24 protein-coding genes are annotated in these 22,779 nt (G+C 66.8%); 9 read left to right on the top strand and 15 right to left on the bottom strand.

Translation table 11 applies throughout. The features are described 5' to 3' along the window. Positions 1 to 53 precede the first annotated feature (53 nt). From ACYKG1_RS05780 to ACYKG1_RS05760, 5 genes are all read right to left on the bottom strand, one after another. Positions 54 to 1,190 (bottom strand): metallophosphoesterase, encoded by a 1,137-nt coding sequence (locus tag ACYKG1_RS05780; RefSeq protein WP_478472073.1) that lies wholly within the window; start codon positions 1,188 to 1,190, stop codon positions 54 to 56. Positions 1,191 to 1,254: 64 nt separating this feature from the next. After that, on the bottom strand, positions 1,255 to 2,796 hold the full coding sequence (locus tag ACYKG1_RS05775; protein WP_262226367.1) for a TerC family protein: 1,542 nt from the start codon (positions 2,794 to 2,796) through the stop codon (positions 1,255 to 1,257). Positions 2,797 to 2,839: 43 nt separating this feature from the next. Next, complete coding sequence (locus tag ACYKG1_RS05770) at positions 2,840 to 3,064, bottom strand: helix-turn-helix domain-containing protein (protein ID WP_005408494.1); 225 nt, start codon at positions 3,062 to 3,064, stop codon at positions 2,840 to 2,842. After that, complete coding sequence (locus ACYKG1_RS05765; protein ID WP_100471588.1) at positions 3,064 to 3,531, bottom strand: DUF2975 domain-containing protein; 468 nt, start codon at positions 3,529 to 3,531, stop codon at positions 3,064 to 3,066. Before ACYKG1_RS05765 ends, ACYKG1_RS05770 begins: the two co-directional genes overlap by 1 nt. Positions 3,532 to 3,715: 184 nt before the next feature. Further along, positions 3,716 to 4,297 carry an NMCC_0638 family (lipo)protein gene (locus tag ACYKG1_RS05760; RefSeq protein WP_262084623.1) on the bottom strand — a complete coding sequence of 194 codons (582 nt, stop codon included), beginning with the start codon at positions 4,295 to 4,297 and terminating at the stop codon, positions 3,716 to 3,718. 129 nt (positions 4,298 to 4,426) lie between these two features. On the opposite strand from ACYKG1_RS05760, the gene ACYKG1_RS05755 reads away from it, so the two are divergent. Together ACYKG1_RS05755 and ACYKG1_RS05750 are read left to right on the top strand one after the other, a co-directional pair. Then, the gene (locus ACYKG1_RS05755; RefSeq protein WP_004147836.1) at positions 4,427 to 4,738 is read left to right on the top strand and encodes a metalloregulator ArsR/SmtB family transcription factor; all 312 of its coding nucleotides are present in this window, start codon (positions 4,427 to 4,429) and stop codon (positions 4,736 to 4,738) included. Between the two features lie 24 nt (positions 4,739 to 4,762). Continuing rightward, the gene (locus tag ACYKG1_RS05750) at positions 4,763 to 6,157 is read left to right on the top strand and encodes a DUF2867 domain-containing protein (RefSeq protein WP_478472071.1); all 1,395 of its coding nucleotides are present in this window, start codon (positions 4,763 to 4,765) and stop codon (positions 6,155 to 6,157) included. 38 nt (positions 6,158 to 6,195) lie between these two features. Here ACYKG1_RS05750 and ACYKG1_RS05745 read toward each other — a convergent pair whose 3' ends face one another. Beyond that, a complete protein-coding gene (locus ACYKG1_RS05745) occupies positions 6,196 to 6,627 on the bottom strand; it encodes a pyridoxamine 5'-phosphate oxidase family protein (protein WP_478472069.1) in 432 nt (143 codons plus the stop codon). A 284-nt stretch (positions 6,628 to 6,911) separates the two neighbouring features. Between ACYKG1_RS05745 and ACYKG1_RS05740 the strand changes: the two genes are divergently transcribed. Further along, the gene (locus tag ACYKG1_RS05740) at positions 6,912 to 7,346 is read left to right on the top strand and encodes a hypothetical protein (RefSeq protein ID WP_100471585.1); all 435 of its coding nucleotides are present in this window, start codon (positions 6,912 to 6,914) and stop codon (positions 7,344 to 7,346) included. Between the two features lie 37 nt (positions 7,347 to 7,383). Then, positions 7,384 to 7,890 carry a PaaI family thioesterase gene (locus ACYKG1_RS05735; RefSeq protein ID WP_262226364.1) on the top strand — a complete coding sequence of 169 codons (507 nt, stop codon included), beginning with the start codon at positions 7,384 to 7,386 and terminating at the stop codon, positions 7,888 to 7,890. A 6-nt stretch (positions 7,891 to 7,896) separates the two neighbouring features. Here the strand turns inward: ACYKG1_RS05735 and ACYKG1_RS05730 are convergent, their stop codons facing one another. The 4 genes from ACYKG1_RS05730 to ACYKG1_RS05715 form a co-directional block, all read right to left on the bottom strand. Beyond that, the gene (locus ACYKG1_RS05730) at positions 7,897 to 9,639 is read right to left on the bottom strand and encodes a GGDEF domain-containing protein (protein WP_100475165.1); all 1,743 of its coding nucleotides are present in this window, start codon (positions 9,637 to 9,639) and stop codon (positions 7,897 to 7,899) included. A 162-nt stretch (positions 9,640 to 9,801) separates the two neighbouring features. Beyond that, positions 9,802 to 10,827, bottom strand: a complete 1,026-nt coding sequence (locus ACYKG1_RS05725) for an AI-2E family transporter (protein ID WP_262226362.1) — start codon at positions 10,825 to 10,827, stop codon at positions 9,802 to 9,804. A gap of 116 nt (positions 10,828 to 10,943) precedes the next feature. After that, positions 10,944 to 11,996, bottom strand: a complete 1,053-nt coding sequence (locus ACYKG1_RS05720) for a sensor domain-containing diguanylate cyclase (protein ID WP_478472067.1) — start codon at positions 11,994 to 11,996, stop codon at positions 10,944 to 10,946. A gap of 115 nt (positions 11,997 to 12,111) precedes the next feature. Then, positions 12,112 to 13,119, bottom strand: a complete 1,008-nt coding sequence (locus ACYKG1_RS05715) for a LacI family DNA-binding transcriptional regulator (protein WP_262226361.1) — start codon at positions 13,117 to 13,119, stop codon at positions 12,112 to 12,114. A gap of 95 nt (positions 13,120 to 13,214) precedes the next feature. Here ACYKG1_RS05715 and ACYKG1_RS05710 point away from each other — a divergent pair, with 95 nt between their 5' ends. The 5 genes from ACYKG1_RS05710 to ACYKG1_RS05690 are packed head-to-tail and all read left to right on the top strand — an operon-like array spanning position 13,215 to position 17,847. Then, positions 13,215 to 14,267, top strand: a complete 1,053-nt coding sequence (locus tag ACYKG1_RS05710; RefSeq protein ID WP_100471581.1) for a sugar phosphate isomerase/epimerase family protein — start codon at positions 13,215 to 13,217, stop codon at positions 14,265 to 14,267. Positions 14,268 to 14,294: 27 nt separating this feature from the next. Then, the gene (locus tag ACYKG1_RS05705; protein WP_262084631.1) at positions 14,295 to 15,512 is read left to right on the top strand and encodes a nucleoside permease; all 1,218 of its coding nucleotides are present in this window, start codon (positions 14,295 to 14,297) and stop codon (positions 15,510 to 15,512) included. A gap of 12 nt (positions 15,513 to 15,524) precedes the next feature. After that, entirely contained in the window at positions 15,525 to 16,649 is a 1,125-nt protein-coding gene (locus ACYKG1_RS05700) for a Gfo/Idh/MocA family protein (protein WP_478472065.1), read from the top strand. A gap of 19 nt (positions 16,650 to 16,668) precedes the next feature. Further along, complete coding sequence (locus ACYKG1_RS05695; protein ID WP_478472063.1) at positions 16,669 to 17,532, top strand: sugar phosphate isomerase/epimerase family protein; 864 nt, start codon at positions 16,669 to 16,671, stop codon at positions 17,530 to 17,532. Positions 17,533 to 17,550: 18 nt separating this feature from the next. After that, complete coding sequence (locus ACYKG1_RS05690; protein WP_100471577.1) at positions 17,551 to 17,847, top strand: c-type cytochrome; 297 nt, start codon at positions 17,551 to 17,553, stop codon at positions 17,845 to 17,847. Between the two features lie 30 nt (positions 17,848 to 17,877). Here the strand turns inward: ACYKG1_RS05690 and ACYKG1_RS05685 are convergent, their stop codons facing one another. From ACYKG1_RS05685 to ACYKG1_RS05665, 5 genes are all read right to left on the bottom strand, one after another. Further along, positions 17,878 to 18,621 carry a 3-keto-disaccharide hydrolase gene (locus ACYKG1_RS05685; protein ID WP_478472061.1) on the bottom strand — a complete coding sequence of 248 codons (744 nt, stop codon included), beginning with the start codon at positions 18,619 to 18,621 and terminating at the stop codon, positions 17,878 to 17,880. A gap of 14 nt (positions 18,622 to 18,635) precedes the next feature. Further along, positions 18,636 to 19,217, bottom strand: coding sequence for a gluconate 2-dehydrogenase subunit 3 family protein (locus ACYKG1_RS05680; RefSeq protein WP_478472059.1), 582 nt, complete (start codon positions 19,215 to 19,217; stop codon positions 18,636 to 18,638). Further along, a complete protein-coding gene (locus ACYKG1_RS05675) occupies positions 19,217 to 20,902 on the bottom strand; it encodes a GMC oxidoreductase (protein WP_478472058.1) in 1,686 nt (561 codons plus the stop codon). The genes ACYKG1_RS05680 and ACYKG1_RS05675 overlap by 1 nt, the downstream gene beginning before the upstream one ends. Positions 20,903 to 20,929: 27 nt before the next feature. Continuing rightward, positions 20,930 to 21,826: a hydroxypyruvate isomerase family protein gene (locus tag ACYKG1_RS05670; protein WP_478472057.1), complete on the bottom strand. Its 897-nt coding sequence runs from the start codon at positions 21,824 to 21,826 to the stop codon at positions 20,930 to 20,932. A gap of 203 nt (positions 21,827 to 22,029) precedes the next feature. Then, positions 22,030 to 22,605 carry a single-stranded DNA-binding protein gene (locus ACYKG1_RS05665; protein ID WP_100471569.1) on the bottom strand — a complete coding sequence of 192 codons (576 nt, stop codon included), beginning with the start codon at positions 22,603 to 22,605 and terminating at the stop codon, positions 22,030 to 22,032. Between the last annotated feature and the right edge of the window lie 174 nt (positions 22,606 to 22,779).

Below are 22,779 nucleotides of genomic sequence, written 5' to 3'. Positions count from 1 at the left end.
CCAGCAGTCAGATCCCTTCCCCCAAAGGGAAGGCATCTGCCCCCACTTCCGGGTCACGGCGCGCGGCGCAGCGTCACCAGGGTGAGCTCCGACGGCACGCCGATGCGCGCCGGGAAACCCGCCCAGAGGCCTGCACCATTGCTCACGTACAGGGTCATGCCATCCACGTCGTAGCGACCGGAGACATAGCCACCGTTGGCCCGCTTCACCAGCTGGTCCATGCCGATGATCTGCCCGCCATGGGTATGCCCGGACAGCTGCAGCTTCACGCCACGCGCGGCCGCCTCACGTGCATTGCGCGGGCGATGGTCGAGCAGGATCACGGGGGCAGATGGATCAGCCCCCGCCAGCGCAGCACCCAGGTCCGGCAGCGGCAGGCCGTAGCGTGCGGCCACCGGGTCGGTAACCCCGGCGATGGTCAGCGCCGCATCACCGCGCCGCACCTGCAGGTGGCTGTTCTCCAGCACCTGCATGTGCAGCGCGCGGAACGCCTGCATCCACGCCTGGTACTGCGCGTAATACTCGTGGTTGCCGGTGATGGCAACGACGCCATCCGGCGCCCGCAGGTCCGCGAGTGGGCGCGCGTCGTCACGGCGGGCCTCGACACTGCCGTCGATCAGATCACCGGTGATCACGATCAGGTCCGGCGCCAGTGCGTTGCTCTCATCCACGACCTTGCGCACCCAGTCGCCGGTCAGCAGGCGGCTGGCATGGATGTCGGTGAGCTGCAGCACGCGATAGCCGTCGAACGCGGCCGGCAATCCGGCGATGCTCACCTCGATCTGACGGGGCGTGGGCACTGCCATGCCCTGGCTGACACCATGACCACTGACCAGCAGGGCCAGCACGCCGGCCACCGGTCGCAGACGCCGCGCGCGCAATGCGGCTACCGCGCGAGGCCAGCGCGACAGCCGCGAAAGCAGCAGGCCGGCGTCCAGCACCAGCATCACCAGCGCCAGCAGCAACACCGCGATGGAGCCGGTGGCCAGCGTGGCGATGGCCAGCTTCGGGATCTCGGGCGAGGCCATCGTGCCCCAGAAGGTGGCGACGATGCGCAGCTGCACGGCAACCCCCACCAGCAGCACCGACAGCACGACCTTCAATGCGGCGGGCATGCGCAGTGGCCAGAACAGGCGCCAGGCCACATACAGGCCCATCAGGAAACCGATCGTACTCAGCACTGCAACCATCCTGGAAAGAACGCGGGTCCGCCATGGTGACGGTTGCCGGCAGTGTTGTGTAGCGGAAAGTGGGTCAAGCCATTCCGCCGAGGCGTTGCACCCGCAGGCGGGCGATGCGGCGCTTCTCCATCGCCAGCACGGTGATGCGCACGCCGGCCACCTCCACCGCATCGCCGATGTCCGGCAGGCGGCCCAGCTGCTCCAGCACCAGGCCGGAGATGGTCATGTAGTCGGCACTGCGCGGCAGCGACACCCCCGCAAGACGCTGCAGATCATCCACGGTCAGCGCGCCGTCGGCCTCCCACTGATCCTCTCCCTGCGCGACCACGCCATAGCGCTCGTCCTGGGTATCGACCAGGTCGCCGGCAATCGCCGCCAGCAGGTCGTTGGCGGTCACCAGGCCCTCCACGCTGCCGTACTCGTCCACCGCCACGGCCAGCGGCACCGGGTGCTGGCGGATCAGTTCCAGCGCCTGCAAAGCACTGGCACTGGACAGCACGTACTGCGGCTCACGCAGGTTGCCTTCCAGCTGCAGCGGCTTGCCCTGCAGCAGGTCAGCCAGCACGTCCCGGCTCTGCACCACGCCACGCAGGCTGTCCAGGTCACCCTCGCAGACCAGCAGGCGGGTATGCGGCGACGCCACCAGGCGCGCCACCACGTCCTCCTGCCCACGTGCCAGGTCGATCCACTGCACGTCGGCACGCACGGTCATCACGCTCGACACCGGGCGATCGGCCAGGCCCAGCACGCTGCGGATCATCTCGTGCTCGGCCGGTTGCAACCGCTCTTCGGCATCGACGTGTTCGTCAGCACTTTCGTCGTCGTGGCCATTGGCCGGGCGCGCGCCCAGCATGCGCAGCACGGCGTCGGCGGTACGCTGGCGGAACGGCTGGCGGCGCTCGTTGCGCTCGCGATTGAAGCGCACCCACTGGTTGAACGCTTCGACCAGGATCGAGAAGGCAATGGCCGCGTACAGGTACCCCTTCGGGATCTTGTAGCCCAGGCCTTCGGCCACCAGGCTGAAACCGATCATCAGCAGGAAGCCCAGGCACAGCACCACCACCGTGGGATGCTTGTTGACGAAGCGGGTCAGCGGCTTGCTGGCCACCAGCATCAGCGCCATCGCGATGGTCACGGCGGCATACATCACGCCCAGGTTGTCGACCATGCCCACCGCGGTGATCACCGAGTCCAGCGAGAACACCGCGTCGAGCACCACGATCTGTGCCACCACCATCGCGAAGCTGGCGTAGACCTTCTTGCCATCCTCGTGGTGCTCGCGGCCTTCCAGCCGTTCGTGCAGCTCCATGGTGCCCTTGAACAGCAGGAACAGGCCACCACCCAGCAGGATCAGGTCACGCCCGGAGAAGCTGTGGTCGAACAGCGTGAGCAGCGGCTCGGTCAGTTTCATGATCCAGGCCAGCGCCGCCAGCAGCACCAGCCGCATCAGCAGCGCCAGTGCCAGGCCGATCACGCGCGCGCGGTCGCGCTGGTGCGGCGGTAGCTTGTCGGCAAGGATCGCGATGAACACCAGGTTGTCGATGCCGAGAACGATCTCCAGCACGACCAGGGTTGCAAGGCCCATCCATATCGAGGGGTCAGCCAACCATTCCATTTCAGGTCCGTTTCGTCAGTAGGCAAGGGAAAAGAGCAGACATTCAATCGGCGTCCTGCGCCTGCGCCGGGTCATGCCCGAGCAGGTCGCCGGGCGTGCACTGCAGCTCGCGGCAGATCGCATCAAGCGTGGAAAAGCGGATGGCACGCGCCTTGCCGGTCTTCAGGATCGACAGGTTCGCCAGGGTGATGTCGATGCGCCCGGCCAGCTCGGACAGGGTCATGCCCCGTTCCTGCAGCATGCGGTCCAGGGTGATGACGATCGCCATCAGATGACACCGTCGAGGTCATCGCGCATCGCTGCGCCCACGGCGAACACGCGTGCAAGCACGAACAGCATCAGCACCGCCACCAGGCCGGTGATCGACATGCCTCCGCCCACCTCCATCCAGGTGAAGTCCGGGCCCATCCAGGCCGCGTAGGCGCCGATCAGGATCGACAGCAGCTCCATCGCCAGCATCAGCCACGCCATGCGTTGCAGGCGCTGTGCATTGGCGTGGGTGAACGGCCGTTCGCGCGCCGCCGATTTCAGCAGCCGCGACAGATGGCGCAGGAACATCAGGCACAGCACCAGCAGCGCGACGATCGCTCCCAGGCCCAGGCAGAAATGCAGGAACAGGTCGTTGCCGTGCGCGGCGGCGGCCTCGGCGTCATGCACGCTGTCGAGCAGCCAGCGGCGGTCGTGAGCAACAAGCGGCACGGCCAGCAGTGCGGCCAGGATGCCCAGCCAGCACATCGCCCGGACGGCCTGTACGGCGGCCTGGGCCAGGGTGAACAGGCCTCGCGCGGGTCTGGAGCGGGCGGGACGAGCGGTCAAGCGGCCTCCGGCATTGGGGTGGCTACGCCGCCCCGGGTGGATTTATCGATAAACGATATACCAGATCCCGCGTAGAAGGCTGAATCGCGCTGGCTGGTCCCGATCAGGGCCCAGGCGTGCTCTGCTCCAGCATCGCTTCGCCCGGCGTCACCGAAGCCATCGCCTGCACGCCGGCCTCGGCCGCCTGTCGCGTGACCAGCCGGAAGCGCGCCTGCAGCTTGGATTGCCCCGGCGTGGCCCAGCCGTACTGGATCGCCACCTGGTCGGCCGACAGCGGCCCTCGGCCCGGGAGCGAGCGCGCCTGCAGCGGCTTCGGTGCCGCCTGCACCAACCGGGCGAACCCCTTCTGCACGACCGCCGCGTCGGCCTTTTCGGCGTAGACCGTACACGTGCCATCGTCAGCCCAGCTCACCGCATAGCGGCCACTGGCCAGGGGCACCATCCAGGCCACGCCCGATTGCCCCTGCAACAGCGTTGCGGCTTCGGCGGGCTGCAGCGGCGACAGGCCATTGGACTCCATCAGCGACTGCAACCGCGCCGGGGCCCCGATGTGCTGCATGCAGGCGGTATCGAACAACTCGCTGAAGGCGTCCTGCGCCGGGGCCTTGGCCTTGGCTGCGCGCGCAGGCGGCGCCACCACCAGGGCAGGCAGCAGGGCCAGGACCAGCCAGGAGACAGGGCGCATCGGAACTCCACGGTACGGAAATCAGCGGGGAGGATGGCAAAGCCCAGGCGTGCCACGCAACGGGTCATGGCTTGACAGCCGCCACCGGCGGGAGGAGTATCAGTTAACGAATTAGTTAATTAGCTCGTCATGGACCGCATCTTCGAAGCCCTTGCCTCCACCGCCCGCCGGCAGATCCTGGCCTATCTCAGCGCCGGTGAGCTCAGCGCGGGCGAGCTGGCCGAGCGCTTCGACTTCAGCAAGCCGGCGTTGTCCAGCCACCTGCGCATCCTCGAGGAAGCCGGACTGATCGAACGCGAGAAACGCGGCCAGTTCGTGTACTTCAGGCAGGTACCCGACCGTTTGGCCAACACGTTGTTCTCGTGGGCGGCCGAAGTCTGCCCTGTCGGCGGCCCGCTCAAGCGTGAAGCCCGCGCCCGCCGCAAGTCCCCCGCCCGCTGATCCGCCTCGCCAAGGAGCATGACGATGCCTGGTTCGACCCGCGATCGCCGTTCGTTTCCAGCAGTGCAGCTTCCGGCACAGGACGGCGGCAGTCCGACCGAAGTCACCCTGATCGCGCAGCTCGGCATCGGTGCCGGTGACGGGCTGGTGAGTGACGCCGGCCAGCGTCAGCGCCACCACCCGGCGTTCATCGATGCGTTGGATGAACCTTCGGCGCGACTGGGTGGCATGCACCTGCAGCACGGGGATGCCTCCTCGCTGTACAGCTTCACCGTCGGTGCCGGTGGCCACCCGTTTCATCGCCATGCAGGCCCGCGCATGTTCACCGCCATCGCCGGCAGCGCGGGAGCCGAGCTGCGTTTCGCCACCGCCTCCGACACGCAGCTGGCAGCAGATCCTGGTGCCTTCGCGCGCACGCTTCGGCGCATCCGCATCCCACCGGACTGCCTGTTTACCGTGCGCTTCGGCGGCGGCACCTGGCACCAGTTCGCGTCGAACCATCCTGCACATCCAGCGCTGTTCGCGTTGTCCTGCCACAGCAATGAACTGGCCGGCGCGATGAGCGAGCAGGCGCGTGCACAGGTGCAACGCAATGCCGCCGATATCCCCAGCCTGACCGAGGTGCTTCCGGAACCGCACTGGCCTTCAGGCACCTCGCTTGCGGCGGCACCGCTGTTGCAACTGTCGCTGCAGGCGGCGCCTCCCAGCCTGTGCGCACACCTGTGCGCGCGTACCCGTGCCCTGCTCGGCCCGCTGCGCCGCATCCCCATGCGGCCGCTGCGCGGGTTCGTCGAACGTGCCACACCGGCCTATCCCATCCATTCGCGGCCCGCCGCCACCGATGGCCTGCTGACCACAGCGCTTCCGCACAGCCACTACCAGGACCTGACCACCCTGTGCCTGGAACCTTCGCAGGTGGTCCACCGTTCCGCATCGGCACTGCTGGCCGAAGTACTGGAGGGCTTCCTGCGCAATCCACCCAGCGGCGTAGGCCATCTGATGGCGCTGCGAAACCGACTGGTGGCGCCGTTGCGGTTGCGCACGTCGCCGCTGGGATGCCCGGTGCCGTCATTGCTGTCGACCGATCGCAGCCGGTTGTTCGCTGGTCGATTTCCGGTGCTGGATTCGCACATCGATACGCAGGACAACGACGCCGAAGTCCTGCTCGGCGCCGACGATCGGCACCTGCGTTTCCGCAGCAGCGTGCGCGTGCAGCGGCGTAGCGATGGACATGTCGACATCAGCCTGGGCTCACGCGTGCAGACCCTCAATGCGTTCGGCGGCATGTACATGGCGCTGATCGACGCCGGGCACCGGCACTATGTCGCGCCGGCACTGCTGCGGCGTGCGGTGGAGCACGCCTTGGCACCGGAACTGGCCAATCTTGGGGATCCGGCAGCACACCCTGCGCACTGCTGACCCTGGAACACGATGCGCCGGGCGCTGCGCGGTTCCGGTCAGATCACGATTTCGCCCTCGTCCTCGCCATCCCAGTAGTGGATGCGGCTGGCGCGCACGTGAATCAGCACCAGTCCCGGTGTATCCACGCCCTGTTCGAACCATCGCTCCAGGTCCTTCACCCAGTGCTGGCTCATCGTAGCGCGGTCGCGCACCAGCGCTGCCCTTCCCTGCACGTGCACGAACAACGGTGGCTTGCCCAGCAGCGACTTGCTGCCGGAAAAACCCAGCGCGACGGCGGGGTCAGCTTCAATCTCGCGCACCATGTCGGTGTCTTCGGTGGTGAAGAACCAGCTGTCACCGTCATAGTCTACGTCACCGTTGTTGCTCATCGGACGAGCGGCAATCTCTCCGCCGGCGTGGGTCTGCAGCATCGTGAAATCGATGCCGGCCATTTTCCTGGACAGTTCAGGCAGGGTGAGCTGGGTCATGTCGTCGTCCCTCGTCGGATGGAGTCCCAGCGTCTGCGCAGAGCGGTGACCGAAGCGTGGATGGGTAGTTGCGACCTCTTCACAGAAAACGAGATAGGGCGCATGGCACGTGTGTGACGCACTCCTCACCACCACACCCGCGTTAACAGCGGATGGAGGAACGGTCCTCCACACCACGACACGCCTCTAACAGGGGCTTGCCCGAGAATCGCGCAACCCCGCGGCACCTCCGGCATGGCCGCCGGCGCAACCGGGGCTCCCCTCCGCAACCGCATGGCCTCCACATGGACCTGTTCGCCTGGCTCGCGTTCGGCTGCTACCTGTTGGCGTTCTTCATTGTCTCGCTGTTTGCTGCGGCCTACCTGAAACGCTCCGACTTCATGCCCTACCACGGGCAGGCCGTGGGCATGCCGTGGGCTGAGGTCGAACCACGCATGCAGGTGTTGGTGATGGCCCTCATCCGCGTGGTCGGCGCCGGTTGGATCGCACTGGCCGGCGCCGGCGTGATGCTGGCCTGGCTGATTTTCTTCGGAGGTCACTTCGCACTGCCGCAGCTGCTGGCGTTCCAGCTGTTCTGCCTGGTCGCCACCGTGCCGCCGGTACTGGTCGCCACCGGCGTGCGGCGGCAAACCGGTGCCCGTACGCCTGTACCCGCTGGCGCTGCCGTGGTGGTGCTGTCCGTCATCGGATTCGTGCTGGCGCTGTTGGCGCTGCCCTGACGTGCTGTTCCTCCCTCCCCTTTCATCGAGGCTCCCCATGAATCCCGAATCGATCTTCTACAGCGTGGTCAACGGTGAACTGCCACCGTCCCAGGCAGGCACCCTGCTCGGCTGGCGCTTCGTCGACTACGACGATGCACGGCGCCGCATCCAGGTCGAATTCGAGGCCGGCCCGGTACTGACCAACCCGATGGGCAACGTGCAGGGCGGCTTCCTCTCGGCGATGCTGGACGACTGCATGGGGCCTGCGATCTACGCCACGCTGCCGGCCAACCGCATCGCAGTCACGGTGGAATCCAAGACAAGTTTCGTCAGCCCCGCGCGCCCCGGGCGGATCATCGGCTGGGGTGAAGTCGAACACAGCAAGGGCAGCATCGCCTTCACCCGTGGTTGGTTGACCGACCCGGCCGGCAAGGTGCTGGCAACCGCCAGCGCCACGTTCCGGGTGGGTGCGCTGCGCTGGCGTGGCTTATCGGTACCACGTCCCATAGCGCGCCGGATGATCGCGCGCACGCTGCGCCGGGTGCATGCGCGTATCGGTTGAGGCCGTTCAGCGCGCGATGCGGCCACCGCCGGCCACGCGCACGCGATCGCGGCCCTGCGCCTTGGCCTGGTACATGGCCGCATCCGCAGCGCGCAACAGGGTGCGCCAGCCCAGCGCGTCGGTGCCGCCCTCGGCCACACCGAAGCTGGCGGTGACCCGCAGCACCTTGCCGCCAACCAGTACGATCTCCAGCTGCTGCAGTGCCGCCCGCAGCGACTCGGCCACCTGGCGGCCGCCGGCCAGATCGCCGTCGGCCAGCAATACGAGAAATTCCTCGCCACCATAGCGGGCAATGCTGTCGCTGCGGCGAAGGTGGCGCTGCAGCAACTGCGCCACCTGCACCAGCACTGCATCGCCCGCGTCGTGGCCATGGCCATCGTTGATCGCCTTGAAGCGGTCCACGTCCAGCAGGATCACCACCGCGCTGTTGCCGCCGTCGTCGTGGCGTTGCTGCACCATCTCGTCCAGCGCCCGCCGGTTCAACAGCCCGGTCAGCTCGTCGGTACCGGCCAGCTGGCGCAGCTCGCTGGTCAACGCCGAGCGCTCGCGCGACTTCTCGCGCAGCACTTCGATGGCATCGAACAGGCGCTGCATCTCGGCCAGCGGGTGGGTCACATGCTGTTCCGGGCCGGGCGCTTCCGAGGCAATCTGGATCACCTGCTTCTGCGCCTGCAGCAGTGGCCGCAGGATCTGCAGGTGGGCAATGCGCAGCGCCACGCCCAATACCACCAGCGTGCCCAGCACCGTCGCCACCAGCACCACCAGGCGCGTCGCTTCGCGGTTGCGGGTGCGCTCGAAGCGGGCGATGGACACGCTCAGGTAGCCGTCGCGCAGCGCTTCCAGCGACTGCAGGGTCGGCACGTAGCGGGTGGTGAACTCGGCAGCGGTCCACGGCGGCGGTACGCCGCGCCGGCCATCTTCGATCAACTGTTCGATCATCGGCAGCGATTCGCCGAAGAACTGCCGGCGTGCCATGTCCCAATGCCAGGACAGCGCCGGATCACTGCGGAACACCGCTTCATGGCTGCCCGCCAGCCGCCACAGTTCCAGCAGGCGGCCTTCGGTCTGCAATGCCGCCCGCAGCTGTTCGTCACGCCATGCCCCCGGTACCGCCACCGGCGCCATCACGTTCGAGGCCAGGCGGCCGCCATGCTCGCGCAGGTCGATCAGCACCTGGCCCTGCATCGCCGGAATCGCCGCTTCGCGGTCGGCACTGACCAGCACGTTGATCTGCGCCGAGGTCAGTACGTGCAGGCGATCGACCACCGCGAACATGCTGCTGATCGCGCGCTCCACGTCCTCCACCCGGCGCGCATCGTGCGGCTGCACCGCCACCCGGTCCACCGCGGCCCGCGCTGATTGCAGGCGACGTTGCGCGTCGGCCAGCATTCCATGCTCGTCGACCACGCCCGGGTCGGCGTTGAACACGGTGTCCAGGTGCTGCAGGGCGGTATCGACCCGCTTGCGCGCGACCGCCAGCTGCGCCGCGAGCCGGGCCTGTTCAGCCGCATCGGCCGTGTTGGCCCCCAGCAGGCTGTTGGCGGGGCCGCGCTCGGCCGACACCAGGTTGGCCAGGTCGAAGGTCTGCCGCAGCTGGCGCAGGCTGACCAGGTTGTCCTCGGCGGCAGTGAAGCGCAGCGTGCCCTGCACCAGCGCGATGGCCATCAACGGCAGCGTACAGACTACGAACAGCCCGGCCAGGATCCAGACCCAGGTCCGCAATCCGATGGGCGACGCCTTGCGGGCCATGCACATTTCCCCTGTCGTGCGGAACACTGTAGCGGCCGCCTGCACAGGCGCCAAGGCGCTACCGGGCCAACCGTTGCCGTGGGTATACCGCTCACGCCGCCAACGCACCGACAAGGCCGCGCAGACCGTCCAATCTGGGCGAATACGTCATGCCTTGCCGCGTCAGATCCAGCGCTGGTCGACCAGTTCGCGCTTCACGTAGGCATAGAACACCGGCGCGGCGACCAGGCCCGGCAGGCCGAACGCCGCCTCCATCACCAGCATGGCCAGCAGCAGCTCCCAGGCACGCGCCTGGATCTCGCCACCGACGATACGGGCGTTGAGGAAGTACTCCAGCTTGTGGATCACGATCAGGTACAGCAGCGCCGCCACCGCCACATAGAACGAAACCGACAGCGCGACGATGGTGATGATGGTGTTGGAGATGATGTTGCCCACCACCGGCAGCAGGCCTGCGATGAAGGTGATCAGCACCAGGGTCTTCGACAGCGGCAGGTGCACGCCGAACAGCGGCAGCACGCCCAGCAGGAAAACGGCGGTGAACACCGTGTTGAGCAGCGAGATCTTCAGCTGCGCAAACACCACCTGGCGGAATGCGGTGGCCAGGCGGCTGGTACGCCCGATCAGCTCCTGCGCCAGCGGCCCCATCTGCGGCAGCGGCAGTTCGTCATACAGCGCGATCATCGCGCCCAGCACCATGCCGATCAATATGCGCACCCCCACCTGCACCACTGAGGTACCGGCCACGCCCAGCTGGCGCTGATGCTCGGCGGCCCACTCGTTCAGCGCCGTGCGCAGTGCCGGCATGTCTTCGGGAATATAGGGTTGCAGCAGCGCCGGCACCTGGTGGCGCGAGGTGTTGAGGATCTCCATCAGGCGCGCCAGCAGAGCGTCCGGGCCACCGGTCTCGTTGCGGAAGAACGAGGCCACGCCGATGCCGGCCATTACCAGTGCGCTGATGATGATCGCCGACAGCACGATCACCGCGATCGCCCGTGCCCGTCCCGGCGGCAGCTTGCCTTCCACGGTGGAGGCCAGCACATGGGTCAGCTGGAACACCAGCAGGCCGGACAGCAGGGTCACCACCAGGCCCAGCTTCAGCGCCAGCCACATGCCCAGCAGCATCATCAGCCACGCCGCGATCCTTGGAACGGGGGGCTTGGGCTGGGCAACAAGGGCGTCTTGCATGGGAGCGCGTCCGGGCGGGGTGGCCCATGGTAGAGGATTGACCCGCCGATTCGGCGTGCAGGCTGAACGGGCGTTACGTTCTCATCCGGTGGCGGCCCTGCCGGCGCCCCATCGACTCACTCGCCGTAACTGGCCGTATTCTTGCCCTGCCGCTTGGCGTGGTAGAGCGCGCGGTCAGCCAGTGCCAGCCAGTCCTCGACACTGCCTCCCTGCGGCGTAGCGGCAATGCCGATGCTTACACTGAACTCCACGCCCGGCGTGATCTGGCGCGCGGCCTCGAGCAGATGCAGGCGCACCCGCTCGGCCACGTGCATCGCATCGACGGGCGCGCAGTCGTGCAGCAGCACCACGAACTCATCCCCCCCCAGCCGCGCCGGCGTATCACCGGGCCGCGCAAACGTGCGCAATGTTGCAGCGATATGCCGCAGTACCTCGTCGCCCGCGCGGTGGCCAAGCGAATCATTGATGCGCTTGAAGTCATCCACATCAAGCATCAACAGGCAGGCAAAACCGCCCTGGCCCTGGGCCCGGTCCAGTGCCTGCTGCGCACGCAGGATCAGGAAGCCACGGTTGGCCAGCTCGACCAGCGGATCCATCCGGCTGAGCCGCTGCAGCTGGCGATTCTGCGATTTGACCCGGCGCGCCAGCTGCCAGCTGAGGATGCTCAGCCCGATGCCGTAGACGAACAGGAACGGCACGCTGAGCACGATCGTGCGCTGCGAGGAAACGGGCTGGTAAGGGAAGCCGAGCACCCACCAGGTGATCGCGAAACCCAGCGCCAGCGCCAGCGTGGCCCGCATCGCCAGGCGCACGCCACCGGCCGCGATCTTGTCGGCAACCAGCAATGCGGCGAACAACGCACTGGGGACCGCGCTCAGCGCCATGAAGGCGATCCAGCCGCCGCCGAAGAAGGAGTCGGCGACCATGCAGCGGAATTGCGCCTGTGCGGGCTGGCGGGCACGCTGGGTCAATACCAGTGCGAGCGCCGGCCACGCCAATGCATTGAGCAGCAGCAGCGCCCAGGCCAGCAGGCCGTCCTGGCGTTCAAGAATGATCGAGGCGATGGGAATCGCGCCCAGGCCATTGCCGACGAAGCGCATCCAGCCGATGCGACGTGCCGCGCCGATGCCTTCGACCGCGACTTCCGACGCGTCAGTCAAGAACGGCATTGCCGACCCCCTTGCGCGATCGCACGTTCCACCCCGGCGCTTGCCGGGGTGCCCATGCTGAGTCTGACAGCTCTGCGTCAATTCGGGATCAAGGGCTCAAGGCTGCGCCCTGCCCTCACCCCTGCCCGGGCGCAGCCGTCGAACCCCGCAGCATCAGGCTGAAATCCAGCGTTTGCTGAAGCGGTACATCAACCTGTTCGATGATCGCGAGCAGCAGGTTGACCGCGCGCTCACCAATCTCCCGCATGGGCTGGCGGATGGTCGTCAATGGCGGCGTGAGGTAGCGGGAAGATGCCAGGTCGTCAAAGCCGACGATGGACAGTTCGTCCGGCACGCGGATGCCCAGATCCCGGCAGGCGGCCAGCGCACCCAGCGCCATCTGGTCGCTGAAGCAGAACACCGCGGTCGGTGCGGGCGCGGCGGCCAGCAGCGCCATCGCCGCCGCATGCCCGGACTCCACGGAAAAGTCACCCGGCACGATGCTCAGCTGGCGCAGGCGTCCACGCGCCTTGCCGGCTGCGCGGACGCCTTCCAGTCGCTGCTGGTGCAGCGGGTTGTCAGGCGGCCCACCGACCACGGCAATCCGTTCATGTCCCAGCCCATACAGATGTTCCATCACCACGCGCGCGGCCGCGGCGTTATCGATATGGACGCTGGGAATGCCCAGCGCGGGGTCGAACTCGCAGCCGTTGATCACCGGCGCGGCGGCACCGCGCTGCTGGACGATCTCGCGCGCCGTCGGCGGCAGGCGGTGCCCCAGCACGATCATGCCGTCGGCCTCGTTGCGCCGGAGCATCTGCGCATAGCGCTCCTCGCGGTCGGGTTGATGCTGGGTATCGCCGAGCAGAACCGCATAGCCGACCGCCTGTGCGGCGTCCTCCGCCCCCTGCAGGATCTGCGCGAAGAACGGATTGGCGATGTCCGGGACGGTGACCAGGATCTTGCCGCTGCGCTGGGTCTTGAGCGTGCGGGCCACCGTGTTGGGCACATAGCCCAGTGCGGCAGCGGCCTGCTCGATGCGCGCGCGGGTGGCCGGCAGGACTTTGTCCGGCCGCGAAAGCGCCCGCGACACCGTGCCTGCGGAGACGCCGACGTGCTTCGCGATGTCGTAGATGGTGGCCATGGCGTTAGTTCTCCTGTCTGCTGTGCACTGCACAACAGGTCCTGCGTGAGCCCCTGCTAGGATAATGCAATCGATTGCATCGAGGGCGAATCACGTTGAAGACGCTCAAGGGTCCAGCGCTGTTCCTGGCGCAGTTCATCGGCGACACGGCTCCTTTTGATCGGCTGGACACGCTGGCCGGATGGGCCGCGGGTCTGGGCTATTCTGGCGTACAAGTTCCCACCAGCGCGCCCCACCTGTTCGACCTGGCCGAGGCCGCGCGCAGCCAGGCGTACTGCGACGATGTTGCCGGCATGCTCGCCGGGCACGGCCTGCAGATCACCGAACTGTCGACCCACCTGCAGGGGCAGCTGGTTGCCGTCCATCCGGCCTACGACAGCCTGTTCGACGGATTCGCGCCACCGGACAAGCGCGGCGACCCGTCCGCCCGCCAGGCCTGGGCGGTGGAGCAGCTGCGGTTGGCCGCCAAAGCCAGCCAGCGCCTGGGGCTGACCGCCCACGCCACGTTCTCCGGCGCATTGGCCTGGCCCTACTTCTATCCCTGGCCACAGCGCCCACCGGGACTGGTGGAAGAAGCCTTCGCCGAACTCGGCCGCCGCTGGCGCCCGATCCTGGATGCGTTCGACGCCTGCGGCGTGGACCTGTGCTTCGAGATCCACCCCGGCGAGGACCTGCACGACGGCGCGACCTTCGAGCGCTTCCTCGATGTAGTGGACCATCACCCCCGCGCCAGGATCCTGTACGACCCCAGCCACCTGCTGCTGCAGCAGATGGACTACCTGGGTTTCATCGACCGCTACCACGCGCGCATCGGCATCTTCCACGTCAAGGACGCGGAATATCGCCCCAGCGCAAGCAGCGGCGTGTATGGCGGCTACCAGGACTGGATCGATCGCCCGGGCCGGTTCCGTTCACTCGGCGATGGCCAGATCGACTTCAAGGCGATCTTCTCCAAGTTCGCGCAGTACGACTTCCCCGGCTGGGCGGTGCTGGAGTGGGAGTGCTGCCTGAAGCACCCCGAAGACGGCGCACGCGAGGGTGCCGCCTTCATCCGCGACCACATCATCCGCGTGACCGAACGCGCCTTCGATGATTTCGCCGACAGCGGCACGGACGCCGCATCACTGCACCGCATGCTGGGAATCTGAGCCATTACCGCCCCGGGAGGGCAAGCCATGTCGCACGCCATGTCGCGCTTGGGCGCGATGATGTTTCTGCAGTTCTTCATCTGGGGAGCGTGGTTCGTGACCCTCGGGACGTACCTGGTGCAGGGCCCGCTGCAGGCCAGCGCCAGCCAGGTGGCCACCGCCTTCCTCAGCCAATCGATCGGCGCGATCGTGGCGCCGTTCCTGGTCGGCCTGATCGCCGATCGCTACTTCGCCGCGCAGCGCATCCTCGCGGTGCTGCACCTGGCCGGCGCGGTACTGATGTGGCTGGCATCCACCGCCACCAGCTTCAGTGTGTTCTCGGCCTGCGTGATGGGGTACATGCTGCTGTTCATGCCGACGCTGGCACTGGCCAACAGCGTGGCGATGCGGCACATGCAGTCGCCCGAGAAACAGTTCCCGCTGGTACGGGTGGCCGGCAGCATCGGCTGGATCGTCGCAGGCGTGCTGATCGGCTGGCTGGGCTGGGAGCAGGCCCATCGGCTCGAACTGACCTTCCGGATGGCGGCGCTGGCATCGCTGGTACTGGGCCTGTATGCGTTCACCCTGCCGCACACGCCGCCACTGGCACAGCAGCGCGACGCCGGGCTGGGGCAGATCCTCGGGCTGGACTCGCTGCGGCTGCTGAAGTCGCGCGCCTACCTGGTGTTCTTCCTGGCCTCCATCGCCATCTGCATACCACTGTCGTTCTACTACAACTTCACCAACCCGTATCTCAACGACCTCGGCGTGCGCGGCGCTGCGGGCCTGCAATCGCTGGGCCAGGTCTCCGAAGTGCTGCTGATGCTGGCCATGCCGTTCCTGTTCGTGCGGCTGGGAGTGAAGACCATGCTGGCGGTCGGCATGGCCGCCTGGGTGGTGCGCTATGCCATGTTCGCCTTTGGGGATGCGGGCGGTGGCTTCCCGCTGCTGGTGATCGGCATCGTGCTGCACGGCATCTGCTACGACTTCTTCTTCGTTACCGGCCAGATCTACACCGATGCGCACGCCGGCCCGGCCGCGCGCAGCAGCGCGCAGGGGTTCATTACCCTGGCCACGTACGGCGTGGGCATGCTCATCGGCACCTTCCTGTCCGGCGCGGTGGTGGAGCACTTCACCACCGAGGCTGGCCCCGACTGGCAGCAGATCTGGTTGTTCCCGGCCGGCGTGGCACTGGTGGTGCTGATCGCCTTCCTGCTGCTGTTCCGCGACCGGCCGGTGGCCGCGCCCGCGCCTTCCACGCCCTGAGGACCGCAGCCAATGCCCAAGCTTGGAATCGCCATCATCGGCGCCGGCATGATCGGTGCCGTGCATCGTCGCGCCGCCTTGCTGGCCGGTGCCGAGGTACACGGCGTGGCCGCCTCGTCACCGCAGCGCGCGCGTGAGGCAGCGCAGTCGTGGAATGTTCCGCGTGCGTACCGGGACATCGAGGAGGTGATCGCCGATCCGCAGGTGCAGGTCGTGCACGTCTGCACGCCCAACCATCTGCACCGCGCGATGGCGCAGGCCGCGCTGGAAGCCGGCAAGCACGTGATCTGCGAGAAACCGCTGGCAACCACGCTGGACGATGCACAGGCGCTGGCGGCGCTGGCCGCATCGACCGGATTGGTCGCCACGGTACCCTTCGTCTACCGCTACCACCCGGTGGTGCGCGAGGCGCGCGCACGCATCGCCGACGGTGAGCTGGGGCCGCTGCACCTGATCCACGGCAGCTACCTGCAGGACTGGCTGCTGGATCCTGCCAGCAACAACTGGCGCGTGGACCCGGCGTTGGGCGGCGCATCGCGCGTGTTCGCCGACATCGGCTCGCACTGGTGCGACCTGGTGGAATGGGTCAGCGGTGAACGTTTCGCCGAGGTCAGCGCGGCCTTCGATACGGTGGTCGCCGAGCGCAGCGCCGTCAGTGGCCAGAGCTTCAGTACACCGGCCACAGACGGCGCGATGCAGGCGGTCACGAGCGAGGACGTGGCGGCGGCGATGTTCAGGACCGGCGCCGGCACGCTGGCGTCGTTGACGGTCAGCCAGGTCTCGGCCGGGCGCCGCAATCGCCTCTGGTTCGAGATCGATGGCGCCAAGGCCAGCGTGGCCTTCAACCAGGAGGATGCCGAGCGCCTTTGGATCGGCCTGCCCGACCAGCGCGAGGAGATCTTCGTGCGCGGGCCCGGCGCCGGCACTGCCGAACAGCGCCGGCTGTCGGCGCTGCCGGCCGGGCACGCGCAGGGCTACGCCCAGTGTTTTGAAGCATTTGTCGCCGACAGCTATCGCGCCATCGACGGCGAGCGGCCGCAGGGCCTGCCCACGTTTGAAGACGGCGTGCGCTCGGCGCTGATCGTCGATCGTGTCATTGCATCGGCCAGGTCGCGTGCCTGGACTGCCATCGGTTGAAACCCGGGAGGAGCTGTTGATGAAGACCCTTGTCCGTAGAACTGCAGGCCTCGTCCTGCTGCTCGCAGCGCTGCCTGCCCTTGCAGGCGAAGCTGCCCGCACGCAGAAGCCGATCGCGGTGCAGATGTACACCCTGCGCGATGCCGGCTCGCTGGAGCAGCAGCTGAAGATCGTCCACGACGCGGGTATCCATGCAGTGGAAACGGTCGGCACGCAGGACACCCGCGCTGCCGAACTCAAGCCGTTGCTGGACCGGTATTCGATCAAGGTGGTTTCTTCGCACGTGCCCTTGGCCGAGCTGCGCAGCAACCTGGAGGGGGTGGTGGCCTTCAACCGGTTGATCGGCAACACGACGCTGGTGGTGCCGTACCTGGACAAGAAGGATCGCCCGAGCGATGCCGCCGGCTGGACTGCCCTGGGCCAGGAACTGGGCCGGATTGCAAAGCAGGTGCGCGGCAAGGGCATGCGCCTGGCCTACCACAACCACGACTTCGAACTGGCCGACTTCGATGGCAGGACCGGACTGGAACTGCTGTTTGCCGCCGCCGGTCCCGATTTGCAGACCGAGCTGGACCTGGCCTGGGTCGCGCGTGCAGGCCTGGACCCGGCAGTGATGCTGGCAAAATTCCGCGGCCGCCTGTTCGCGGTGCACGCCAAGGACAATGCGCCCAAGGGCCAGGCCGAAGACGAAGGCGGATTCGCTGCGGTGGGCCAGGGCGTGCTGGACTGGAACGCGATCCTGCCTGCTGCGGCAGCCGCCGGCGTGCATTGGTACATCATCGAGCACGACCAGCCGCGCGACCCGGCCAAGGTCATCCAGACCGGCGCGGACTATCTGCGTGAACACCTGACCACCAGCGTGCCCGCCCGTGCGCGGCGCTGACGCATCAAGGAGCCCCGCATGAAAATGATCCTGGCAATGGTGGTGGCCCTGGGTGGCATGAGCGTGGCGACAGTCGCCTGGTGCAAGGACGACCCGGCTGCGGGTGCAAGGCTCTACACCGCGAACTGCGTGGCCTGCCACGGCGCCGATCGTGCGGGCATGCCGGGTGCGTTTCCGGCGCTCACCGACATCGGCAAGCGCATGGCACCTGCACAGATCAAGGAAAAGATCAGCAAGGGCGGTGGGTTGATGCCGCCCTTCTCCCAGCTGTCGCAGCAGGAGATCGATGACATCGCCAGCTACCTGGCGAAGTAAGCGGCCGGCGACCACGCCGGCCGCGTGCCACTATAGCTCGCGCACCCAGATGTTGCGGTAGCTGACCCTGGAGTCGTGTTCCTGCAGGTAGAGCGGCGCGCATCCATGGGGCGCGTACGATGGCGCGCCGATGTACTCGGTCTTGCCCGCCAGCACGGTATCGTCCTGCACCAGCACGCCGTTGTGCAGCACCGTGATGCGCGCAGGCGAGACAAGCCCGCCGCCCGCCGAGAAGCGCGGTGCTTTCCAGAGGATGTCGTAGGCCTGCCACTGGCCCGGTGCGCGCGAGGCATTCACCCGCGGCATGGCCTGCTTGTAGATGGAGCCCGCCTGGCCATTGGCATAGGTCGGGTTGTTGTAGCTGTCGAGCACCTGCAGCTCGTACAGCTCCTGCAGGAAGATGCCGCTGTTGCCCCGGTTCTGGCCGTCGAAGCCCTTCGTGTCGGTGGGCGTGCGCCACTCGACATGCAGCTGGACATCGCAGAAGCGTTGCCGGGTGCGGATGCCCTTGCTGCCGGGCACGACGGTCATCGCGCCATCGGCAACCGTCCAGGGCACGCGGCCGCCCTGCTCCGACTCCCACGCCGAGACATCCTTGCCATCGAACAGCACGATTGCATCGGATGGGGCCTTGCCTTGCGGCGTAGACACGGTCCCGGGCACCGGCGTCCACACCTCGGTCTTCTTCGGATCGCGCGCGGCGTCGGCACCGCTCTGCGCGAACACGGGTGCGGCAACCAGCATGGTCGCCGCGATCAGCAGAGGCTTGATCATCGTGTGGCGCTCCATCAGCTGGTCCCCCACGCCGGCGTGCCGGGAACATAGGCGAGGTCACCGTCGTAACGCCCCGGCACGGCGACGTACTGCAGCACCCCGGTGGCACCGACCTTCGAGGTGAAGAAGCCGAAGATGGCCAACTGCTTGAGCATCGTGAAGTAGTGCGGCATCGCCTCGCCCTCTTCAGGCGTACCGGTTTCGGTCACATCGGCCGTGTGTGATTTTGCTTTTGCTTCCGCATCCAGCGTGCGCAGCAATTCGGTTCGGGCTTCCGGCGTGAGCGACACGAAGCGGCCGCCGGCGCGTCTGTCGATGTCGGCCAGCCCTGCGCGGAACGTCGCCTGCTGCCGGGCGGTGTAGCAGTCGCTGACGAAGGTCGCCATGAACAGACCAGCGCCCGCGTCTTTCGCCCCTGGTGTCCGGGTCCGCGGCAGGATGGTCTCGGCGATCTCGTCCAGCGTGCCGACATCGGCGTCGGAGAACAGGGCCTTCACCGGTGCGGCAGCGGCCTTTCCCTGCGCGAGCGCAGGCAGGCCGACCATGGCCGCGCCGGTAGCGGCGACGATCATCTTCAGCAGTTCGCGGCGATCCATCAGAGGTTCCCCGCTTTCAGTTCGCGTACCGCGTGGTCGGCCGCGCGCGCAGTCAGCGCCATATAGGTCAGCGAAGGATTCACACAGGCGCTGGAGGTCATGCAGGCACCGTCGGTCACATAGACATTGGGGGCGTCCCAGACCTGGTTGTGCTGGTTCAGCACCGAGCTCTTCCGATCACGTCCCATGCGCGCGGTCCCCATTTCGTGGATGCCCTTGCCCGGGGCGTAATCGTTGTCGTGCATCTTCACGTCCTTGACGCCGGCCGCCTCCAGCATCTCGGCGGCATCGGCGGCCATGTCCTTGCGCATCGCCAGTTCGTTGGCGCGCATGGCAACGTCCATCGCCAGCACCGGCAGCCCCCACTTGTCCTTGCGGTCGCGGTCCAGGCGGATCGTATTGTCGTGGTGCGGCAGCATTTCACCGAACCCGGTCATGCCGATGCGCCAGTCACCGGGCACGGTCAGCGCCTCCTTCAGATCGGCACCGATGTTCAGCTCGGCGATCTCGCGCGACCACCCGGTGCGGCTGGCACCGCCCTGGTAGCCGAACCCGCGCAGGTAGCCGCGCTTGTCGGCCGCGACGTTGCGGAAACGCGGAATGTAGAAGCCGCACGGACGACGGCCGAAGTAGTACTTGTCTTCGTAGCCCTCGACCCGGCCGGAGGCGCCCGCTCCAAAATGATGGTCCATCACGTTGTGTCCAAGCTCGCCCGACGAGGAGCCCAGCCCGCCCTCCCACACATCGGTGGCCGAGTTCATCAGCAGCCAGGTCGAGTTGAAGGACGACGCGTTGAGGAAGATGACCTTGGCGGTGTACTGGTAGGTCTGGCCGGTCTCGGCGTCGATGACCTCCACCCCACGCGCACGCTTGCGGTCCTTGTCGTAGAGCACTTCCTTGACGATCGAGAACGGCCGCAAGGTCAGGTTGCCGGTCTTCATCGCCGCTGGCAGCGTCGCCGCCTGTGTCGAGAAATAGGCACCGAAGGGACAGCCCAGGATGCACTTGTTGCGGTACTGGCAGTTGACGCGGCCCTGCTCGGGCATCGGCTTGGTGATGTTGGCGGTGCGCGAGTGGATCATGTGCCGGGTACCGCCGAACGCCTTCTTGATCCGTGCGGCCACATCCTTCTCGACGATGTTCAACGGGATCGGCGGCAGGAACTCACCATCCGGCAACACGTCCAGTCCTTCGCGCGTGCCGGCGATGCCGGCGAATCGTTCCACATGGTCATACCAGGGCGCGATGTCCGCGTAGCGGATCGGCCAATCGGTCGCGATTCCGTCCTTGAGGTTCGCCTCGAAATCCAGGTCGGAGAAGCGATAACTCTGCCGGCCCCACATCAGCGAACGGCCACCCACGTGGTAGCCACGAAACCAGTCGAAGCGCTTGGTTTCGATGTAGGGCGAGTCCTGTTCGTTGGCCCACATTCCTTCCAGGTTTTCGGCCAGCCCGTAGTCACGCATCAGCACCGGGAAGTCGGCCTTCATCGCCTGCGTTGGCCGGTTGCGGTGCGGAAAGTCCCACGCTTCCTTCATCGCATTGACGTAGTCCTTGACGTGCTCGATGTTGCGCCCGCGTTCCAGCATCAGGACCTTCAGGCCCTTCTCGGTCAGCTCCTTCGCCGCCCAACCGCCACTGATTCCCGAGCCAACAACAATGGCGTCGTAGTGATTATCTGCCATGGGTTTCTCACCTGGGTGGATATCGTTTCAGACGTCGCAGAGGCGGATCGCCTCGCGCAATGAGGCAACGGGATCAGGCGCTACAGGTGTAAACTCCTGCGCCAGGTATCCCTTGAAGCCGGTGTCGCGGATCGCGCGACAGATGGCCGGATAGTGGAGCTCCTGCTGGTCTCCGATCTCGTTCCGGCCGGGCACGCCCGCGGTGTGGTAGTGCTTGAAGCAGGCGTGGTGTTTTCCAATGGTGGCGATGATGTCGCCCTCCATGATCTGCATGTGATAGATGTCGTACAGCAGGCCGAAGTTGTCCGAGCCGAGCCGCTGGCACAGCTCTACGCCCCAGGCCGAGTGGTCGCACAGGTAGTCGCGATGGTCGACCCTGGAGTTGAGCAGCTCCATCACCAGCACCACCCCGCGCTTCTCGGCATGCCCGAGGATGCGCTTGAGGCCCGCCTCGGCATTGGCCATGCCTTCCTTTGGGTCCATGCCGTTGCGGTTGCCGGAGAAGCAGATCAGGTTGCGGTAGCCGGCATCGGCAACCAGATCGATGTGGCGCGTGTAGCGCTCCACCAGCTGGTCGTGGAATTCGCGGCCGGCAAAGCCCTTGGTCAGGCCCAGCTCTGCGCCGTTGCACATCGAGCTGTACACGCCATTCGCCTTCAGCGTCGGCCAGTCTTCCGGGCCGACCAGATCGATCGCGGCAAAACCGATGTCCTTCACCGTCGCGCAGAGCTGGGCAACCGACAGCTGCGGGAAGGTCCAACGGGCGACGGAATGCTTCAGGTTGCCCTTGAGCGATGCATCGGCGGCGAATGCGGGGAGCACGCCTGCCGCCCCCAGGCCAATGCCGCCAGCAACCGCAAGGCGCAACGCATCGCGCCGCGTGAGCCCTATCGCCGGGGCCGGTCTGATCGAATGGATGGACATCCACCTGCCGGCCTCCCAACCGGTATCAAACGCAACGATTCACAGCAATGCAATCGATTGCACCATAGGGGAGGAAATTGCCTGTTTGCAAGTCGCGGTGCACGAAAAATCAATGCTGCGAGGCACAAGCTCCAGGGAATCGCGGGAAAAAGAAAAGCCCCGCGTGAACGGGGCTTTCTTTTCTGCTGCAAACGCGCGTTCGATCAGAACGGAATATCGTCGTCAGCGAAGTCGTCCATCGGCGGCGCCTGCTGCGGCTGCGGGCGCTGGTTGCCACCCTGGTTGCCGTAACCGCCGCCCTGGTTGCCGCCCTGGTTGCCGTAGCCACCGCCCTGGCCACCGCGCTGGCCACCGCCACCGCTGCCGTACTCCTGGCGCGGCGCCTGCTGGCGCTGCGGACGATCGCCACCGTAGTTGCCACCACCGCCACCACCGCCGCCTTCGCCACGGCCGCCCAGCATCTGCATTTCATCGGCAATGATGTCGGTGGAGTACTTCTCCACGCCGTCCTGGCCGGTGTACTTGTCGTAGCGCAGGCTGCCTTCGACGTAGACCGAGCTGCCCTTGCGCAGGTACTCGCCGGCGATCTCACCGAGCTTGCCGAAGAACACCACACGGTGCCATTCGGTACGTTCCTGCTGGTTGCCATCCTTGTCCTTGCGGACGCTGGTGGTGGCCAGGCTGATGCGGGTGATCGCCATGCCGCCCTGGGTGTACTTCACGTCCGGGTCGTTGCCGAGATTGCCGACCAGGATGACTTTGTTGATGCCGCGCGCCATAGGTACCTTCGTCCGTTGTCCAGGGGCAGACCGCCAGTGATAGCACAGCCCCGGGCGGGGGTGCAGTAGGCTGGGCCGCCCCTGTTGAAATTTGGGGGAATGCGAGAACGATGCATCTTAGCATTGCCGCCGCCATCTGCCCGGCCGGAAGACCCCGGCCGCGCCGGAGGATTG

Source organism: Stenotrophomonas sp. 85239_Sma (genome assembly GCF_056481725.1).
This window is presented reverse-complemented; position numbering and strand designations above follow the sequence as displayed.

Coding starts and splice junctions, on each gene's coding strand:
- ACYKG1_RS05730 (WP_100475165.1), bottom strand. CDS start 9,639: ATGGCCCGCAAGGCGTCGCCCATCGGATTGCGGACCTGGGTCTGGATC.
- ACYKG1_RS05740 (WP_100471585.1), top strand. CDS start 6,912: ATGGACCTGTTCGCCTGGCTCGCGTTCGGCTGCTACCTGTTGGCGTTC.
- ACYKG1_RS05695 (WP_478472063.1), top strand. CDS start 16,669: ATGAAGACCCTTGTCCGTAGAACTGCAGGCCTCGTCCTGCTGCTCGCA.
- ACYKG1_RS05685 (WP_478472061.1), bottom strand. CDS start 18,621: ATGATCAAGCCTCTGCTGATCGCGGCGACCATGCTGGTTGCCGCACCC.
- ACYKG1_RS05780 (WP_478472073.1), bottom strand. CDS start 1,190: ATGGTTGCAGTGCTGAGTACGATCGGTTTCCTGATGGGCCTGTATGTG.
- ACYKG1_RS05700 (WP_478472065.1), top strand. CDS start 15,525: ATGCCCAAGCTTGGAATCGCCATCATCGGCGCCGGCATGATCGGTGCC.
- ACYKG1_RS05760 (WP_262084623.1), bottom strand. CDS start 4,297: ATGCGCCCTGTCTCCTGGCTGGTCCTGGCCCTGCTGCCTGCCCTGGTG.
- ACYKG1_RS05670 (WP_478472057.1), bottom strand. CDS start 21,826: ATGTCCATCCATTCGATCAGACCGGCCCCGGCGATAGGGCTCACGCGG.
- ACYKG1_RS05675 (WP_478472058.1), bottom strand. CDS start 20,902: ATGGCAGATAATCACTACGACGCCATTGTTGTTGGCTCGGGAATCAGT.
- ACYKG1_RS05745 (WP_478472069.1), bottom strand. CDS start 6,627: ATGACCCAGCTCACCCTGCCTGAACTGTCCAGGAAAATGGCCGGCATC.
- ACYKG1_RS05770 (WP_005408494.1), bottom strand. CDS start 3,064: ATGGCGATCGTCATCACCCTGGACCGCATGCTGCAGGAACGGGGCATG.
- ACYKG1_RS05720 (WP_478472067.1), bottom strand. CDS start 11,996: ATGCCGTTCTTGACTGACGCGTCGGAAGTCGCGGTCGAAGGCATCGGC.
- ACYKG1_RS05680 (WP_478472059.1), bottom strand. CDS start 19,217: ATGGATCGCCGCGAACTGCTGAAGATGATCGTCGCCGCTACCGGCGCG.
- ACYKG1_RS05665 (WP_100471569.1), bottom strand. CDS start 22,605: ATGGCGCGCGGCATCAACAAAGTCATCCTGGTCGGCAATCTCGGCAAC.
- ACYKG1_RS05690 (WP_100471577.1), top strand. CDS start 17,551: ATGAAAATGATCCTGGCAATGGTGGTGGCCCTGGGTGGCATGAGCGTG.
- ACYKG1_RS05765 (WP_100471588.1), bottom strand. CDS start 3,531: ATGTGCTGGCTGGGCATCCTGGCCGCACTGCTGGCCGTGCCGCTTGTT.
- ACYKG1_RS05755 (WP_004147836.1), top strand. CDS start 4,427: ATGGACCGCATCTTCGAAGCCCTTGCCTCCACCGCCCGCCGGCAGATC.
- ACYKG1_RS05735 (WP_262226364.1), top strand. CDS start 7,384: ATGAATCCCGAATCGATCTTCTACAGCGTGGTCAACGGTGAACTGCCA.
- ACYKG1_RS05750 (WP_478472071.1), top strand. CDS start 4,763: ATGCCTGGTTCGACCCGCGATCGCCGTTCGTTTCCAGCAGTGCAGCTT.
- ACYKG1_RS05725 (WP_262226362.1), bottom strand. CDS start 10,827: ATGCAAGACGCCCTTGTTGCCCAGCCCAAGCCCCCCGTTCCAAGGATC.
- ACYKG1_RS05715 (WP_262226361.1), bottom strand. CDS start 13,119: ATGGCCACCATCTACGACATCGCGAAGCACGTCGGCGTCTCCGCAGGC.
- ACYKG1_RS05775 (WP_262226367.1), bottom strand. CDS start 2,796: ATGGAATGGTTGGCTGACCCCTCGATATGGATGGGCCTTGCAACCCTG.
- ACYKG1_RS05705 (WP_262084631.1), top strand. CDS start 14,295: ATGTCGCACGCCATGTCGCGCTTGGGCGCGATGATGTTTCTGCAGTTC.